The sequence below is a fragment of the Streptomyces sp. PH9007 genome, assembly GCF_059813725.1.
Map to the genome: position 1 here is coordinate 414,980 of NZ_CM187440.1, position 16,319 is coordinate 431,298.

Consider the following 16,319-nt stretch of genomic DNA (forward strand, 5'->3'; position numbering starts at 1 on the left):
GTCAGCTGTTCACCCGGCCGAGGTATTCACCGGAGCGGGTGTCGACCTTGATCTTCTCGCCCGTGGTGATGAACAGCGGGACGCCGATCTCGTAGCCGGTCTCCAGCTTGGCGGGCTTGGTCCCACCGGTGGAGCGGTCGCCCTGCACACCGGGCTCGGTGTACTCGATGGTCAGCTCGACCGAGGCCGGCAGCTCCACGAACAGCGGGGTGCCCTCGTAGATGGCCACGGTGGCCTCGAAGCCCTCCAGCAGGAAGTTCGCCGCCTCGCCCACGGTCTTGGGGTCGATCGGCAGCTGCTCGAAGGTCTCGGTGTCCATGAAGACGAAGTCGGTGCCGTCCTTGTAGGAGAACTGCATCCCCCGACGGTCGACGGTGGCGGTCTCGACCTTGGTGCCGGCGTTGAAGGTCTTGTCGACGACCTTGCCGGAAAGCACGTTCTTCAGCTTGGTGCGCACAAAGGCGCCGCCCTTGCCGGGCTTGACGTGCTGGAACTCGACAACGGACCACAACTGTCCGCCGTCGAGCTTGAGCACGAGGCCGTTCTTGAGGTCGTTCGTGGTGGCCACGGTCGCGGAATCTCCTACAGACTGCTGCTGGGGGGACCGGAGGAACCCCCGTGTGCCGGGCGAAGCCGGTCACAGAGCGAGGAGTTCCTTGGTCGTGATGGTAAGTAGCTCAGGACCGCCGTCCGCCGGGGAGCGAACGACGAGCGTGTCATCGATCCGGACTCCGCCCCGGCCCGGGAGGTGTACTCCCGGCTCGACGGTGACCGGCACACAAGGGCCCAGTCTACCCATGGCGGCCGGGGACAGCCGTGGGTCCTCCCCGATTTCCAGTCCCACCCCGTGCCCGGTGGCCGGTCCCAGCGCCGAACCGTGGCCCGCCGCCTCCAGCACCGTACGCGCCGCCCGGTCCACCGCGCGGTACTCGGCCCCCGGCTCCAGGGACTCCCGGGCCGCCCGCTGCGCGGAGAACACCAGGTCGTACAGCTCGATCTGCCAGTCGGCCGGGCTGGAGCCGATCACGAAGGTACGGCCGATCCGGCAACGGTAGCCGCGGAACCTGGCCCCCAGGCACACCGACAGGAAGTCGCCCTCCTCCACCCGCCGGTCGGTGGGCCGGTGCCCGGCCACCCCGGAGTGGGTGCCGGTGGCCACCGAGGTGGGGAAGGCCGGGCCGTCCGCGCCGTGGTCCACCAGCCGCCGCTCCAGCTCCAGCGCCAGGTGCCGCTCGGTACGGCCCACCAGGATCGACTCCAGGAGCTCCCCCAGCGCCCGGTCGGTGATCTCGGCGGCGATCCGCAGCGCGGAGATCTCGTCCTCGTCCTTGACCAGCCGCTGGTCCTCCACGGCCCGGCCCAGATCGGTCAGCCGCACCCCGGGGGCGCCGGCGGCCAGCGCCCGGTGGCGGGAGACGGTCAGATGATGTTCCTCGACGGCCACGGCATCGGCACCGGCCTTCATCGCCATCGCGACGGCGGCGGTCGCCGGATCGCTCTCCCCGTGCAGCACCTCAGTGCGCATCCCCTCCGCGTCGGAGGGGCGTGGGTCGGCGATGGCGTCGGCCGCCTCCCAGTGGCTGAGCAGCACATCGTCCCCCGAACGGCCCACCAGCAGGACCGCGTCGGCGGGGGCGGCGCCGACCAGATAACGGACATTGGCGGGGCGGGAGACGACCAGGGCGGTGCTGCCGGCAGCCGAGCAGCGGGCCCGCAGCCGGGAGCGCCGGGCGGCATGTACCTCGGACATGGACCGAGCCTACGCAGCACAGCGCCGCCAGGCGCCTTCAACACGTCCTAACGTGGCGCCGGTGCGTTACGCGGCGCCGGGCGAGGCCCTCACCAGGCGGGCGGGCTGGACAGGCTGCGGGCGACCGCCTCGTCCAGCATCCGGGCGGTGGTGGCCACGTCGTGCCGGGAGTTGTCGATGATCGGCAGCCCCGAGCCGTACCAGCCGGCCATCCGGCCGTGGATGGTGGCGACCTCCTCGTCGGACAGCCGCCGGGTGCCGCTGCGGGCCGCGTTGCGCTCCAGCACGACGTCCAGGCCCGGCAGCAGCACGATGGGGATCAGCCCAGGGCCCACGTGCCGCTTCCAGCCGCCGAGGCCGACGGCTGGGCGGTCCGGGAAGACCGCGTCGTCCAGGATGCAGGAGATGCCGTTGGCCAGATAGTTGCGGGCGGCGAAGCCACAGGTGCGGCGGGCCAGCCGGTACTGGGCCTCGGAACGGTCGTCCCACCCGGCGCGCGGGTCGGCGAACCCGGCGCGCACCCACTCGCGCACGTCGTCCAGGCTGATGCTGGCGGTGGGCACCGGGCGGCGGTCGGCCCAGTAGCGGGCGACGGTGGTCTTGCCCGCGCCGGCCGGACCGATCAGCAGCACGGCCACCCCGGTGTGCGAGACATCGGGGTGGAGGGGCGCGGTGGCGGGCGGCGGGGCGGGCACCGCGGTGCCCGCCGGCAGCTGGATCCTGCCGCCCGTTCCGCCGTCGAACGGGGCGGGCGGCGGCGGGGGCATCCCGGGTTGATGCATCCGGCTTCCACTCCGATGTCTGAGGGCACGGCAGTCAGTTCCGCGCGGCTTTGCCGGGTCGGTGACACACCGTACCCGGCCAGGGTGACGCCCGGGGAACGCGTGATGGGGCCGTGGAGTGCCGGGACCTACCGGACCCGGCGCCGGTACGCGGGGGACGGTCCGGGTCTGTCCCGGTTTCCGGGGCGGCGGATGTGGCAGGTACCACAGCCGCCGCCCCGGGTGGTCAGGCCGCGATCTCCGCGTGCGCGGCGAGCAGCATCGCCGGGTCGGGGCCCTCCAGGACGGACGGCCTGGCCAGCCCGTCCAGCACGATGAAGCGCAGCAGATCGCCCCGGGTCTTCTTGTCCACCCGCATGGTCTGCACCAGCTTGGGCCACTGGTCGCCACGGTAGGTCACGGGCAGTCCGACCGCTTCCAGGATGGCGCGGTGCCGGTCGGCGGTGGCGTCGTCCAGGCGGCCCGCGATCCGGCCCAGCTCGGCGGCGAACACCATGCCCACGGCGACGGCCGCGCCGTGCCGCCAGTTGTAGCGCTCGTTCTTCTCGATGGCGTGCGCCAGGGTGTGCCCGTAGTTGAGGATCTCGCGGCGCCCGGACTCCTTCAGATCACCGGAGACCACCTCGGCCTTCACCCGGATGGCCCGCTCGATCAGCTCGGCGGTGGCCGGGCCGACCGCGCTGCGGGCGGCCTCGGGGTCGGCCTCGATCAGGTCCAGGATGACCGGGTCGGCGATGAACCCGGCCTTGATGATCTCGGCGAGCCCGGAGACGTAGTCGTGCACCGGCAGCGACTCCAGCGCCGCCAGGTCGCACAGCACCCCGGCCGGCGGATGGAAGGCGCCGACCAGGTTCTTGCCCTCGGCGGTGTTGATGCCGGTCTTGCCGCCCACGGCGGCGTCCACCATACCCAGCACCGTGGTGGGCACCGCGACCCAGCGCACCCCGCGCAGCCAGCTGGCGGCGACGAACCCGGCGACATCGGTGGTGGCGCCGCCCCCCACGCCGACGATCACATCGGTACGGGTGAAGCCGGTCTGGCCCAGGGCCTTCCAGCAGTAGGCGGCGACCTCGGCCGTCTTGGCCTCCTCACCGTTCGGCAGCTGGACGGCGATCGCCTCGTACCCCTGGTCGGCCAGGTCGTCGCGCAGCACCTCGCCGGTGGAGGCCAGCGCCTCGGGGTGCAGCACGGCCACCCGCTTGGCGTCCGGGCCGATCAGGGCGGGCAGTTCACCCAGCAGCGCCCGGCCCACCAGCACGTCGTACGGGGCGGTGCCCTCACTCCCGGCGACGGGGATCCGGGTCGGCGGCGTCGGTTCGGGGGTGATCATGCGGCGGTCAGCTCCATCGCGTCGACGATCGCCTGGGCGACCTCTTCCGGTGTCAGGCCCTCGGTGTCGATGACCGTGGAGGCCACCTCCTCGTACAGCGGACGGCGTGCCTCCATCAGGGTGCGCCACTGCTGGCGGGGGTTGACGGCCAGCAGGGGGCGGGCCGAGTCCAGGCCCACCCGGCGGATCGCGTCGGGCAGCGCGACCTGGAGGAAGACCACCGGCAGCGGGGCCAGCAGCGCCCGGGTGCCGGCGTCCAGGATGGCGCCCCCGCCCAGGGAGACCACGCCCTCGTGCCCGCCGAGCGCGGCCCGTACGGCGGCGGCCTCCAGGGCGCGGAAGTGGGCCTCGCCGTCCTCGACGAAGATGTCGGGGATGGTGCGGCCGGCGTTCTGTTCGATGTCGGTGTCGGTGTCCCGCAAGGTGGTGCCGAGCCGTTCGGCGAGCACCGCGCCCACCGTGCTCTTGCCGCTGCCGGGCGGACCGACCAGCACCACGCGGGGAGCGGTCACCGGATCCCCAGGTGGTCGAGGTAACCGGTGACGTTGCGGCGGGTCTCGGGGACCGAGTCGCCGCCGAACTTCTCGGCCACGGCGTCGGCCAGCACAAGCGCCACCATGGCCTCGGCGACAATGCCGGCGGCCGGCACGGCGCACACGTCCGAGCGCTGGTGGTGCGCGGCGGCCGCCTCGCCGGTGGTCACGTCGATGGTGGCCAGGGCGCGCGGCACGGTGGCGATCGGCTTCATCGCGGCGCGGACCCGCAGCAGTTCACCGGTGCTCAGGCCGCCCTCGGTGCCGCCGGAGCGGCCGGAGGAACGGCGCACGCCCTCGGGGGTGGGCACGATCTCGTCGTGGGCCTTCGATCCCGGCACCCGGGCGAGCTCGAAGCCGTCGCCGACCTCCACGCCCTTGATGGCCTGGATGCCCATCAGGGCGGCGGCGAGCCGGGCGTCCAGGCGGCGGTCCCAGTGCACGTGGGAGCCGAGTCCCACCGGGACGCCGTGGGCGACCACCTCGACGACGCCGCCCAGGGTGTCGCCGTCCTTGTGGGCCTGGTCGATCTCGGCGACCATCGCCGCACTGGCCTCCGGGTCCAGGCAGCGCACCGGATCGGCGTCCAGCCGCTCCACGTCGCCGGGGGCCGGGACCGGCCCGGCGGGGGCGACGGCGGCACCGAGCCCCACCACGTGCGAGACGATCTCGATCCCGGCGGTCTCCTTGAGGTAGGAGCGGGCGACGGTGCCCAGCGCGACGCGGGCCGCCGTCTCCCGGGCGGAGGCGCGCTCCAGCACCGGGCGGGCCTCGTCGAAGCCGTACTTCTGCATGCCGGCCAGATCCGCGTGGCCGGGGCGGGGGCGGGTGAGCGGGGCGGCGCGGCCCAGATCGGCCAGCTCCGCCGGGTCCACCGGGTCGGCCGCCATGACCTTCTCCCACTTGGGCCACTCGGTGTTGCCGACCATGATCGCCACCGGGGAGCCGAGGGTCAGGCCGTGCCGTACCCCGCCGAGGAAGGTGACCTCGTCGCGCTCGAACTTCATCCGGGCGCCGCGCCCGTAGCCGAGCCGCCGCCGCGCCAGCGCGTCCGCCACCATCTCCGTGGTGATCGGCACCCCGGCCGGCAGCCCCTCCAACGTCGCGACCAGGGCGGGGCCATGCGACTCCCCCGCGGTCAGCCAGCGCAACCTGCTCAACGGTGCTCCTTCGGTGCTCGACCCCTGCTGAACTGCTGCCCCGATCCTCCCACGCCCGGCCGCACGGACCGCCGCCCCGTCCAGTACGTGGGCCGGAGGTGGCCCGTGAGTGCCCGCCGCCGGGCCGGGGCGGGGTCAGTTCCCGCGCGAGGACAGCGCGGCCTCGCCGGCCGCGCGCATCTCCTCGATCGGGGCCTGGGCCACTCCGGTCATCGCCTCGACCTGGAGGACCGCCTGATGCACCAGCAGGTCGAGTCCGCCCAGCTGCCGGCCGCCGCGGGCCGACCAAGCGGCGGCCAGGGCGGTGGGCCAGGGTTCGTACAGCACGTCGAAGAGGATGCCGGGCGCGGCCGGCACCGCCGCGGCGAGCGCGTCCGTGGCGCCGGCCGGGGTGGTGGCGATCACCAGCGGGGCGTCGAGCGCCCGCGCGGCGTCCTCCCAGGCTGCGGTGGTGACCGGAACACCGAGGCGCTCACCCCAGCCGCGCATCTCGGCGGCGCGCTCGGGGCCGCGTACGTACGCCGTGACCTCTCCGTCGCACAGCTGCGCCAGCGCGGCGAGCGCCGAGGAGGCGGTGGCCCCGGCGCCGAGCACGGCGGCCCGGGGCACCCGGGTGACGCCCTGTTCGCGCAGGGCGGCGACCAGGCCCGGCACATCGGTGTTCTCGCCCTGCCGATGGCCGTCGGGCCCGAGGATGACCGTGTTGACGGCCTCCACGGCGGCGGCGGTCTCCCCGATCCCGTCCAGCAGCGGGATGACGGCGCGCTTGAGCGGCATCGTCAGCGAGAGCCCGGCCCACTCCGGGCCGAGGCCGTCGAGGAAGCCGGGCAGCCCTTCCTCGGTCAGCTCGAAGCGGTCATAGCTCCAGCCGGGCAGGCCGAGCGCCGCGTAGGCGGCGCGGTGCAGTGCCGGGGAGAGCGAGTGGGCGATGGGCGAGCCGAGTACAGCGGCCCTGCGGTGGTGCGGTGTGTGGGTCATCAGTCGTTGTTCTCGCGGTTCCTGGCCTGTTCCGCGTTGAAGTCCCTGACGTGTTCCTCGTGTTTGTCGAAGTCCGTCTCGAAACGGGTGTCCCCGGGCTTGACCGTGACGAAGTACAGCCAGGTGCCCTCCGTCGGGTTGGACGCCGCCTCGAACGCCTGGTGCCCCGGGTTGTTGATGGGACCGGGCGGCAGACCCTTCACCTGGTACGTGTTGTACGGCGAATCCATCTTGACGTCCTCGAAGGAGACATCCAGGGACGGGTCGTCACGCACGTAGTTGATGGTGGAGTCGAATTCCAGTTTCTGGTCGATGTCCAGCCGGTTGTAGATGACCCGGGAGACCTTGCCGAACTCCTCGGGCAACTGCGCCTCCGCCTGCACCAGGGAGGCGATGATGATGACCTCGCGCGGGGTGAAGCCCAGAGCCTCGGCCTGTCCCTCCAGGTCGATCTCCTCGAACTCCGCCTCCGCCCGGTCCACCATCTCGCTCAGCAGGGACTCCGGAGTGGTGCTGTCCCCCACGTCGTAGCGGGCGGGGAAGAGGAAACCCTCGACATCGTCCTCGGCCCAGTCGGGGAGCCCCAGGTCGCCGTTCTCCGCCGCCTCCTCGGTGCTGCCCTCCTCCAGGTCGAGCTTGAGGTCGATGGCGGTGTAGATCTGGGAGGCCCGCATGCCCTCGGCGATGATGAGGGTGTTGAGCTGCGCCGGGTCGGTGAGCAGGGCCACGGCGGCGTCCGCCGACATCTCCTGCCGCAGGGTGTAGACACCGGCCTGGATCGGGGCGACACCGTCCTTGGTCGCGGCGGAGACGAAGGCGTCGTGACTCTTGACGACGCCGGCCTCCTTCAGCAGGTTGCCCATCTGGGAGACCGAGGCGCCCGAGGGAATGGTCACCTGGACCTCGCCGGTGCCCTCCCCCGCGAAGTCGGGGGCCGGGCCGAAGCGGCTCTGGTAGAAGTCGTAGCCGAAGTACACCGCGCCGCCGAGGCCGCCGACGAGCACCACCGCGACCACCAGACAGGCGGCGCCGTTGCGCCCCTTGTCCTTGGTCTTCTTCTTGCTCTTGCCGCCGCGCCGCTCCCGCCCGCGCGGCTCCTCGTCCTCCCAGTCGGCGTCGTCGTCGCCCCGGGAGAAGAAGTCGGCCTCGCCCTGGTCGGGGCCCGGATCCCAGCCGGTGTCCGGGTCGGGGCCCGGGCCGCCGGGGGCACCGGCCGGTTCCGGCTCGGGGCGGCGCTGCCGGGCCGCGGGCTCCGGCTGCTGCGGCTGCTGGTGCGGCTGCGGCTGCTGGCCGGGCTGCTGGTGGGGTTGCTGCTGCTGGTACGCGTCGGCGGCCGGGTATCCCTGCTGCTGGGCGCCGTACGGGTCCTGGTAGCCGCCGCCGTTGTCGTAACCGCCGCCCTGCTGCTGGGCGTACGGATCGGCGTAGTACTGGCCCTGGTTGTCCCACCCCTGGCCCTGGCCGGGCTGCTGGTAATAGTCCTGTTGCCCCTGCTGCTGGTGAAACTGCTGTTGCTGAGGGTAAGGTTGCTGCTGCTGTGGGTACTGCTGCTGGTACGGGTCGTGCTGCTGCTGGCCGTAGGCCTGCTGCTGCCCGTACGCCTGCTGTTCCGGGTACTGCTGCTGGCCGTACTGGTCCCAGGATCCATAAGGGTCGCCCTGGCCCTGGGGGGCGCCCTGGGCGCCCTGCCCCTCGGCCCAGCCCTGGTCTCCGTAGAGCGGGTCTTCGGGCTGCCACCCTTGGGCACCAGGCCCCCGGCCATACTCAGTCATCGATCCCCTTGTGACGCAGGCGGCAGCCATTCGTCCGCGGGGGTGAGATCCCCGGTAGCCCCGCCGCGGCGGGACCTGGTGGAACGACATGCCATGTCGCGCGGAACGTTACCGTATCGCGATCAGACAACCACTTCGACGCACTGCCCGGGCGGGCTGCCCGACACCCTCTCCGTCTCCAGCGCGCTCTGCAGAATCACCACGGCCGCCGCCTGATCGATGCGCGAGCGGCCCTTCTTGGCGTTCACCCCGGAGGCCCGCATGGACTGGGCGGCGGTGACTGTGCTCATCCGCTCGTCCACCAGCCGCACCGGCACCGGCGCGATCCGCCGGGCCGTCTCCTGCGCGAAGGCCCGTACCCGGGCCGCCGCCGGTCCCTCGCCGCCGGCGAGGGACCGGGGCAGGCCCATGACGACCTCCAGCGGCTCGTACTCCGCCACCAGTTGTTCCAGCCGCCGCTGAGCGGCGGGCACATCGCGCCCCGGGACGGTCTCCACGGGGGTCGCCAGCAGCCCGTCGGGGTCGCTGCTCGCGACCCCGATCCGGGCCTCGCCGACGTCGATGGCGAGTCGTCTGCCGCGTCTCATCCGTCAGACGCTCTCGGCGACCAGCCGCTCGACGGCGTCCAGCGCGTCGTCGATGGCGGCCGGGTTCTGGCCACCGCCCTGGGCCACGTCGGGCTTGCCGCCCCCGCCGCCGCCCAGCGCCTTGGCGGCGGTACGCACCAGGTCGCCGGCCTTCAGACCGCGCTCGCGGGCGGCCTCGTTGGTGGCGATGACGGTCAGCGGGCGGTCCTTGACCACGGTGAACAGCGCCACCACGGCGGGACGGTCGCCCGGGATCCGGCCCCGGACGTCCAGCACCAGCTTGCGCAGGTCGTCCGCGCCCGTGCCGTCCGGCACCCGGCCGGCGGCCAGCGCCACGCCGTGGATGTCGCGGGCCCCGGAGGCGAGCCCCGCGGCGGCCTGGAGGACCTTCTCGGCGCGGAACCGCTCGATCTCCTTCTCGGCCTCCCGCAGCCGTCCCAGCATCCCGGAGACGCGCTCGGGGAGCTCCTCGGGGCGGCCCTTGACCAGTTCGGTCAGCTGGGCGACCACGGTGTGCTCCCGGGCCAGGAACCGGTAGGCGTCGGTGCCCACCAAGGCCTCCACGCGGCGTACCCCGGAGCCGATCGAGGACTCGCCCAGCAGCTTCACCAGGCCCAGCTGGGCGGTGTTGTGCACGTGGGTGCCGCCGCACAGTTCCTTGGAGAAGTCGCCGATGGTCACCACCCGCACCCGGTCGCCGTACTTCTCGCCGAACTCGGCGATGGCGCCCTGCTTCTTGGCGTCGGCCATCGACATCACCTCGGCGGTGACGTCGAGGTCGCGGGCCAGCACCTCGTTGATCTTCTGCTCCACGTCCTGGAGCACGGAGCCGGGCACCGCGGCCGGGGAGCCGAAGTCGAACCGGAAGCGCCCGGGGGCGTTCTCCGAGCCGGCCTGGGCGGCGGTGGGGCCCAGGGCGTCGCGCAGCGCCTGGTGGGTGAGGTGGGTGGCGCTGTGGGCGCGGGCGATGGAGCGGCGCCGGGTGACGTCGATGCGGCAGTCGGCGGCCGCGCCGAGGGTCACCTCGCCGACCTGGACGACGCCCTTGTGCACGATGACCCCGGGAACCGGCCGCTGGACGTCGCGGACCTCGACCACGGCGCCGGAGGAGAAGGTGATCCGGCCGGTGTCGGCGAGCTGGCCGCCGCCCTCGGCGTAGAACGGGGTGCGGTCCAGGACGACCTCGACCTCGTCGCCCTCCTGGGCGGCGGGGGCGCTCACACCATCGACCAGGAGTCCGACCACGGTGGCCTCGCCCGAGGTGTCCTGGTAGCCGATGAACTCGGTGGCGCCTGAGGAGTCGGCGACCTCGCGGTAGGCGGACAGGTCGGCGTGGCCCTGCTTCTTGGCGCGGGCATCCGCCTTGGCGCGCTCGCGCTGCTCCTTCATCAGCCGCCGGAAGCCCGCCTCGTCCACGGACAGGCCCTGTTCGGCGGCCATCTCCAGGGTGAGGTCGATCGGGAAGCCCCAGGTGTCGTGGAGCAGGAACGCCTTGTCGCCGGCGAGGACGCCGGAGCCGGCGGCCTTGGTGTCGGTGACGGCGGTGTCGAGGATGTTGGTGCCGGCCTTCAGGGTCTTCAGGAAGGCGGCCTCCTCGGCGAGCGCGACGGTCTCGATGCGCTTGCGGTCGGTCAGCAGCTCCGGGTACTGCTGGCCCATGCTCGTGAGGACCACGTCGACCAGTTCGCCGACCACGGCGTCCTGGGCGCCGAGCAGCCGCATGTTGCGCACGGCGCGGCGCATGATGCGGCGCAGCACGTAGCCGCGGCCCTCGTTGCCGGGGGTGACGCCGTCGCCGATGAGCATCACGGAGGTGCGCATGTGGTCGGCGACCACGCGCAGCGCGACGTCGGAGTGGTCGGCGGCGCCGTAGCGCACCCCGGTCAGCTCGCTGGCCTTGTCGATGACGACGCGCAGGGTGTCCGTCTCGTACATGTTGTGGACGTCCTGGAGGATCATCGCCAGGCGTTCCAGGCCGAGCCCGGTGTCGATGTTCTGGGCGGGCAGGTCCCCGAGGATCGGGTAGTCCTTGCCCTCGCCGGGGCCGCGCTCGTACTGCATGAAGACCAGGTTCCAGATCTCCACGTAGCGCTCGTCGTTGACGGCCGGGCCGCCCTCGGGGCCGAACTCGGGGCCGCGGTCGTAGTTGATCTCGGAGCAGGGTCCGCACGGGCCGGGGACGCCCATGTCCCAGTAGTTGGGGCCCTTGCCGAGCCGCTGGATGCGCTCGGCGGGCACTCCGACGACGTCGCGCCAGATCCGCTCGGCCTCCTCGTCCTCCTCGTAGACGGTGATCCACAGCTTCTCGGGGTCCAGGCCGTAGCCGCCGGACTCCTGGGAGCTGGTGAGCAGTTCCCAGCCGAGGGTGATGGCACCTTCCTTGAAGTAATCGCCGAAGGAGAAGTTGCCGCACATCTGGAAGAACGTGCCGTGCCGGGTGGTCTTGCCGACCTCTTCGATGTCGGGGGTGCGCACGCACTTCTGCACGCTGACGGCGCGCGGGTAGGGCGGGGTGACCTCACCCAGGAAGTACGGCTTGAACGGCACCATGCCCGCGGGGACCAGCAGCAGCGTGGGGTCGTCCGCGATCAGCGACGCCGAGGGCACCACGGTGTGCCCGCGCTTCTCGAAGAAGCTCAGCCAGCGGCGGCGGATTTCAGCCGACTCCATCAGTGGGTCCTCTTTTCGGGTCGGTGCGGGCCGGGGATCACGGCCCGGGGTTCGGCCGGGCGCGGCACGGCCCGGAGGGTGGTGGTCGGGTTCGGGTGCTCGGCGGCGGCTCCGTCGGGGCCGTCGGGGTCGGTGGTGAGCCCGAGGGCCTCGGTGAGTTCGTGCTCGCGCTGTGCCATGCCGGAGCGTACGTCGAGGGCGAAGTCACGCACCCGGTGCCCGGCGGCGGCCGCCTGGTCGGCGGCCCTGACGGCCAGGCTCTCGGGGGCGAGCGTGCGCAGCTTGCGCTGGATCCTGGTGGTGGCCCACACGCCGGCGGCGGCGCCGGTGGTGAACCAGAAGGCGCGGCGGAACATGGTCGGGCTCCTCAGTCCTTCCCGCCGCGGCGGGACCAGGGGCGCTGGCCGGGCAGCCGGCGGCCGGTGACGGTGCGTCGGGGGGTCCGCTCGGTGCCCGCGGGGCGCCGGGTGAGCGCCCGGCGCACGCCGTAGCCGAAGGCCGCGACCTTCACGAGCGGGCCGCCGAAGGTGGTGGCCACGGTGGCGGAGAGCGCGGAGGCGTTGGAGGTGACCTCCTGGACGTCGGTGGTGATGGTCTCCACCTTCTCCAGCTGGGTCTGGGCGGTGCGTACCGTCGCCGACGCCTCGCCGAGCAGCGGGACGGCCTGTTCGGTCACCGCCGTCACCAGGCGGGTGGCCGCCTTGAGCGTCTGGGCCAGCCTCACCAGCACCACGGCCAGGAAGGAGACCAGGATCGCCCAGAAGACAGCCACCAGCAGGCCGGCCACTTCTCCACCGGTCACGTGCACCGCTTCCCTCGGGTTTCTCCGACAGTTGGGGCCGCGCGCCGCTGACCATGACAGACGGCCGGGCGGCTGCCGCGGCGTCCCGACCTTATCGCGCCAGCGGGGCGCCCCTGTACCGCATATCGGCGCGTGCTGCCAAGGGTGGGGCGAAGATAATCGTTCAGGTTTGTACGTTCTGCTTACCTCCGAGTACGCTGCGTTTCTCATGCGAGGCAATGAGGATGCCGGATCACCGGCCGGAGACTCTTCCCGCCCCCGGCGTACGCCGGGCAACCTCCCCGTGGAGCTGACCACGTTCCACGGCCGGGAGAACGAGCTCGACCGGTTACGGCACGAGGTGATCCGGGCCCGGCTGGTGACCGTGACGGGTACCGGCGGGGTGGGTAAGTCCCGGGTGGCGGCCCGGGCCGCGGAACAGCTGCAGGAACGGTTCTGCGACGGCGTCTGGCTGGTCGAGACCAGCGCCTCGCGCGATCCCCAGCTGCTGGAGCACAGCGTGGTGGCCGCGCTGCGGCTGACCGACCACTCCGGCCGCGCTCCCCTCACCACCTTGCTGGAGCACCTGGCCCACCGCCGGCTGCTGCTGGTGCTGGACGGCTTCGAGCACCTGGTGGAGGAATCCGCGCGGCTGGTACGGGAGCTCCTGCGCCGGCTGCCCGGGCTGCGGGTGCTCGCCACCGGGCGCCGCCCCCTGGGGATCGCCGGAGAACAGCTGTTCCCCCTCGACCCGCTGGCCGCCCCGGAGGCCGCCCGGCTGTTCACGGACCGGGCCGCCGCCGTACGGCCCGGCTTCGCGCTCCGCCCGGACAACCACGAGCAGGTGGCGGACCTGTGCCACCGCCTCGACGGCATTCCGCTGGCCCTGGAGCTGGCGGCCGGCCGGCTGCGCACCCTGTCCCTGCCGCAGATGCTGGAGCGGCTCGACGACCGTTTCGCGCTGCTCACCGGCGGCACCCGGGACGCGCCGCCGCACCACCAGACGCTGCGCACGGCCGTGGGCTGGAGCCATGAGCTGTGCTCGCCCCGGGAACGGCTGCTGTGGGCCCGGCTGTCGGTGTTCGCCGGCGCCTTCGACCTGGAGGCGGCCGAGTACGTGTGCTCGGGCACCGACCTCCCGGCGGAACAGGTGCTGGACGTCCTGGCCCAGCTGGTCGCCCAGTCGCTGGTGACCCGCGAGGACGCGCCGTCCGGGGTGCGCTACCGGATGCTGGACACCCTGCGGGCGTACGGCGCGTACTGGCTGGCGGCCACCGGTCAGACCCGGCGGCTGCGGGAGCGGCACCGCGACTGGTACACGGGCCTGGTCACCTGGTGCGAGCTGGAGTGGTTCTCACCGCGCCAGGAGGAGGTGGCGCTGCGGATCACCGACGAATTCGCCAATCTGCGGGCGGCGCTGGAGTTCGCCGTGGACGAGGACGACGACCCCCGGCACGGGCTGTATCTGGCGGGCACGCTGTGGTTCTGCTGGGTGGGCTGCGGCCGGATCCAGGAGGGCCGTCACTGGCTGGAACGGGCGCTGGAACGCGAGCGGTACGACCCGGTGAACCCCGGCGAGGGAGCTGCGGGCGACAACGCGGTACGGCTGCGCGCGCTGGGCCTGGCGGGCTATCTGGCGGTGCTCGGGGGCGACACGGTCACGGCGCTGGCGGCGCTGCACGAGTGCCTGGAGGAGGCGGAGCGCACCGGGGACGAACGGGCCATCGCCTACAGCCTGCTGCGGATGGGTGCCCTGGCACTGATCAGTGACGACGTGCGGCGGGCCGAGGAGTTGCTGAGCGGCGCGCTGGAACGCTACGCGGAGCTCGGCGAGCTCAACAGCCATGTGCTGCTGGGGCGGGTGGAGCTGGCGCTCGCGCTCGCCTTCGGCGGTGATCTGCAGCGCGCCATCGCGCTGTGCGAGGGCGTGCGCCGGGAGTGCGCGGAGCACGGTGAGCTGTGGGCGCGCGCCTACGCCCTGTTCGGTCTGGGCTTCGCGGCCTGGACGCAGGGGGAGCCGGCCCGGGCCGGGGCGCTGCTGCGGGAGGGGCTGGCGATCAGCGCGGGCTTCCGGGACCTGGTGGCGACCGTGCTGATGCTGGAGATGCTGGCGCTGGTCGCGGTGAGCGAGGACCGGGCGCGGGAGGCCGCGGTGCTCCAGGGGGCGGCCGGCCGGCTGTGGCCCTCGGTGGGGATGCCGCTGTTCGGCTCGCGGTACTTCAAAGCGCCGCACAACGAGTGCGAGCGGCTCGCGCGCGCGGCGCTGGGTGAGGGCAGCTATCTGGAGGCGCTGCGGGAAGGCGCGGCGCTGACGCCGGAGATCGCGGTGGAGCGGGCCCTGCGACCCGGGGACGGCGGCCCGGCAACAGCCGGTGGGCTGCTGCCGCTGCCGGTGGAGCCCGCCGCGGCCCCCCGCCCGTATCCCTTCCCCGATGAGGGGGAACCGGGGTACGGGCGGGGAATCGCGAGCTAGGGCTTGGCTGCCTGCCCGAAGGGGATCAGCGGGCGTAGAACTCCACGACCAGCTGCTCGTCGCAGACCACCGGGATCTCCTTGCGCTGCGGGTCCCGGTCGAGCCGGAACGCGAGCGCCTGGAGGTTGACCTGGAGGTAGCGCGGGGTCTCCCCGTCCAGCGCGTAGCCACCCTCGCGGGCGACCAGGAAGGGGTGCTTCTCCCGGCTGCGCTCGCGGACGGTGACCACGTCGTCCGGGCGGACCCGGAAGGACGGCTTGTCCACCTTGCGGTCGTTGACCGCGATGTGACCGTGTACGACCATCTGGCGGGCCTGGTAGATGGTACGAGCCAGACCGGAGCGGAGCACCAGCGCGTCAAGTCGCCGCTCCAGCTCGATGATCAGAGCCTCACCGGTCTTGCCTTCGACCTTGCGTGCACGGTCGTAGGCGCGGACCATCTGCCGCTCGCTGATGTCGTACTGGGCGCGCAACCGCTGCTTCTCCAACAGCCGGACCTTGTAGTCACTGGTCTGCTTCCGGCCACGCCCATGCTGGCCGGGAGGGTAGGGGCGCTTCTCGAAGTACTTGACGGCCTTGGGGGTCAGTGCGATGCCGAGCGCCCGCGACTTCTTGACCTTGGGGCGTGATTGGTTCACGTGGAACAAACCTCCGTGTAAGTTAGGTGAGGCTTACCTTAGCGGAGGAGAACGCATGCTTCGACCTGGGAGCGCCATCAGCGCCCAACAGCCCACCGCAGCCGAGCGGGTGCGCACCCTCGTGGAGTCGAACGCGTCAGCGAGTCTGACCATTCCGGGCACCGAACTGGACGAACCAGGGCTCAGCACACCCGAATCCCGCGCCGTTGCGGCCTCGGGAGATGTGATGCTGCTGATCCCGGCCCGTGCCCCGGCGGCCAGAGCCGCCGTTCACGCCCAAGGTGACGATCTTACTGCGGTGATGGAGATCACCGACGTCGCCCCCGTCTCCGTACCCCATCGTATCCGGGGTCGCGGATGGGTCGCCGGGTGGCTGACCGCCGTCGCGGGGAGCGAGCGCACGGCGGCCTCCCAGCTGCTCGCGCAACGGCATCCGGCCGGACCGGTACCGGGTCCCGAGTGGACCATGCTGCGCCTGGAGGTGGGCGAGGCGTACACCGACGATCTGTGGGGCGCCGCCCAGGTGGAGCCCGACGAGTTCGCCGCCGCCTCGCCCGACCCGCTGGCCCGGCACGAGGCCGAACTGCTCCAGCACCTGGCCGCCTCCCACGAGACGCAGCTGCGCTCGCTGTGCGCCCTGCTGGGTGACCGGGGCAACAGCTGCGGCGCCTGGCGGCAGGTGGTGCCGCTGGGGCTGGACAGGTTCGGGCTGCGGGTGCGGTTCTGCGCCGGCGAGCACTGCTTCGACGCACGCTTCGAGTTCCCCGAGCCGGTGCGCGACGTGACGGAGCTGCGGCAGGCCATGCGGCATCTGTTCGAGGCGGCGGCCGTCGAGGAGTGAACCGCCGGCACCGGGGTGCGGGGCG

15 protein-coding genes are annotated in these 16,319 nt (G+C 72.6%); 2 read left to right on the forward strand and 13 right to left on the reverse strand.

Annotated elements, in window-relative coordinates; translation table 11 throughout:
* Position 1: 1 nt before the first annotated feature.
* The 12 genes from efp to ACTFAP_RS01755 all read right to left on the reverse strand — a co-directional run bounded on the left by efp (position 2) and on the right by ACTFAP_RS01755 (position 12,364).
* On the reverse strand, positions 2-568 hold the full coding sequence (gene efp, locus ACTFAP_RS01700; protein WP_030727075.1) for an elongation factor P: 567 nt from the start codon (positions 566-568) through the stop codon (positions 2-4).
* A 69-nt stretch (positions 569-637) separates the two neighbouring features.
* Positions 638-1,750: a M24 family metallopeptidase gene (locus ACTFAP_RS01705; RefSeq protein ID WP_495683214.1), complete on the reverse strand. Its 1,113-nt coding sequence runs from the start codon at positions 1,748-1,750 to the stop codon at positions 638-640.
* A gap of 89 nt (positions 1,751-1,839) precedes the next feature.
* Positions 1,840-2,742: an AAA family ATPase gene (locus tag ACTFAP_RS01710; RefSeq protein ID WP_495684867.1), complete on the reverse strand. Its 903-nt coding sequence runs from the start codon at positions 2,740-2,742 to the stop codon at positions 1,840-1,842.
* A 16-nt stretch (positions 2,743-2,758) separates the two neighbouring features.
* Complete coding sequence (gene aroB / locus ACTFAP_RS01715; protein ID WP_495683215.1) at positions 2,759-3,862, reverse strand: 3-dehydroquinate synthase; 1,104 nt, start codon at positions 3,860-3,862, stop codon at positions 2,759-2,761.
* Positions 3,859-4,374, reverse strand: a complete 516-nt coding sequence (locus ACTFAP_RS01720) for a shikimate kinase (RefSeq protein WP_500468027.1) — start codon at positions 4,372-4,374, stop codon at positions 3,859-3,861. The genes aroB and ACTFAP_RS01720 overlap by 4 nt, the downstream gene beginning before the upstream one ends.
* Complete coding sequence (aroC, locus tag ACTFAP_RS01725; RefSeq protein ID WP_390125091.1) at positions 4,371-5,555, reverse strand: chorismate synthase; 1,185 nt, start codon at positions 5,553-5,555, stop codon at positions 4,371-4,373. Before aroC ends, ACTFAP_RS01720 begins: the two co-directional genes overlap by 4 nt.
* Positions 5,556-5,690: 135 nt before the next feature.
* Positions 5,691-6,533: a shikimate dehydrogenase gene (locus ACTFAP_RS01730; protein ID WP_500468028.1), complete on the reverse strand. Its 843-nt coding sequence runs from the start codon at positions 6,531-6,533 to the stop codon at positions 5,691-5,693.
* Positions 6,533-8,305, reverse strand: coding sequence for an endolytic transglycosylase MltG (gene mltG, locus ACTFAP_RS01735; protein WP_500468029.1), 1,773 nt, complete (start codon positions 8,303-8,305; stop codon positions 6,533-6,535). The genes ACTFAP_RS01730 and mltG overlap by 1 nt, the downstream gene beginning before the upstream one ends.
* Positions 8,306-8,427: 122 nt before the next feature.
* Positions 8,428-8,892 (reverse strand): Holliday junction resolvase RuvX, encoded by a 465-nt coding sequence (gene ruvX, locus ACTFAP_RS01740; protein WP_200368404.1) that lies wholly within the window; start codon positions 8,890-8,892, stop codon positions 8,428-8,430.
* 3 nt (positions 8,893-8,895) lie between these two features.
* Positions 8,896-11,562 (reverse strand): alanine--tRNA ligase, encoded by a 2,667-nt coding sequence (gene alaS / locus ACTFAP_RS01745; RefSeq protein WP_495683219.1) that lies wholly within the window; start codon positions 11,560-11,562, stop codon positions 8,896-8,898.
* Positions 11,562-11,918, reverse strand: coding sequence for a DUF6167 family protein (locus tag ACTFAP_RS01750; RefSeq protein ID WP_390125101.1), 357 nt, complete (start codon positions 11,916-11,918; stop codon positions 11,562-11,564). The genes alaS and ACTFAP_RS01750 overlap by 1 nt, the downstream gene beginning before the upstream one ends.
* A gap of 11 nt (positions 11,919-11,929) precedes the next feature.
* Complete coding sequence (locus tag ACTFAP_RS01755) at positions 11,930-12,364, reverse strand: DUF948 domain-containing protein (RefSeq protein WP_500468030.1); 435 nt, start codon at positions 12,362-12,364, stop codon at positions 11,930-11,932.
* Between the two features lie 208 nt (positions 12,365-12,572).
* Here ACTFAP_RS01755 and ACTFAP_RS01760 point away from each other — a divergent pair, with 208 nt between their 5' ends.
* Positions 12,573-14,816 carry an ATP-binding protein gene (locus ACTFAP_RS01760; protein WP_500468032.1) on the forward strand — a complete coding sequence of 748 codons (2,244 nt, stop codon included), beginning with the start codon at positions 12,573-12,575 and terminating at the stop codon, positions 14,814-14,816.
* 25 nt (positions 14,817-14,841) lie between these two features.
* Here the strand turns inward: ACTFAP_RS01760 and rpsD are convergent, their stop codons facing one another.
* Positions 14,842-15,453, reverse strand: coding sequence for a 30S ribosomal protein S4 (gene rpsD, locus ACTFAP_RS01765; protein ID WP_043176910.1), 612 nt, complete (start codon positions 15,451-15,453; stop codon positions 14,842-14,844).
* A gap of 55 nt (positions 15,454-15,508) precedes the next feature.
* Between rpsD and ACTFAP_RS01770 the strand changes: the two genes are divergently transcribed.
* Positions 15,509-16,294 carry a DUF2470 domain-containing protein gene (locus ACTFAP_RS01770; protein WP_500468033.1) on the forward strand — a complete coding sequence of 262 codons (786 nt, stop codon included), beginning with the start codon at positions 15,509-15,511 and terminating at the stop codon, positions 16,292-16,294.
* The last annotated feature ends 25 nt before the right edge of the window (positions 16,295-16,319 follow it).

Coding starts and splice junctions, on each gene's coding strand:
- ACTFAP_RS01705 (WP_495683214.1), bottom strand. CDS start 1,750: ATGTCCGAGGTACATGCCGCCCGGCGCTCCCGGCTGCGGGCCCGCTGC.
- aroB (WP_495683215.1), bottom strand. CDS start 3,862: ATGATCACCCCCGAACCGACGCCGCCGACCCGGATCCCCGTCGCCGGG.
- ACTFAP_RS01730 (WP_500468028.1), bottom strand. CDS start 6,533: ATGACCCACACACCGCACCACCGCAGGGCCGCTGTACTCGGCTCGCCC.
- mltG (WP_500468029.1), bottom strand. CDS start 8,305: ATGACTGAGTATGGCCGGGGGCCTGGTGCCCAAGGGTGGCAGCCCGAA.
- ruvX (WP_200368404.1), bottom strand. CDS start 8,892: ATGAGACGCGGCAGACGACTCGCCATCGACGTCGGCGAGGCCCGGATC.
- alaS (WP_495683219.1), bottom strand. CDS start 11,562: ATGGAGTCGGCTGAAATCCGCCGCCGCTGGCTGAGCTTCTTCGAGAAG.
- ACTFAP_RS01750 (WP_390125101.1), bottom strand. CDS start 11,918: ATGTTCCGCCGCGCCTTCTGGTTCACCACCGGCGCCGCCGCCGGCGTG.
- ACTFAP_RS01760 (WP_500468032.1), top strand. CDS start 12,573: ATGCGAGGCAATGAGGATGCCGGATCACCGGCCGGAGACTCTTCCCGC.
- ACTFAP_RS01770 (WP_500468033.1), top strand. CDS start 15,509: ATGCTTCGACCTGGGAGCGCCATCAGCGCCCAACAGCCCACCGCAGCC.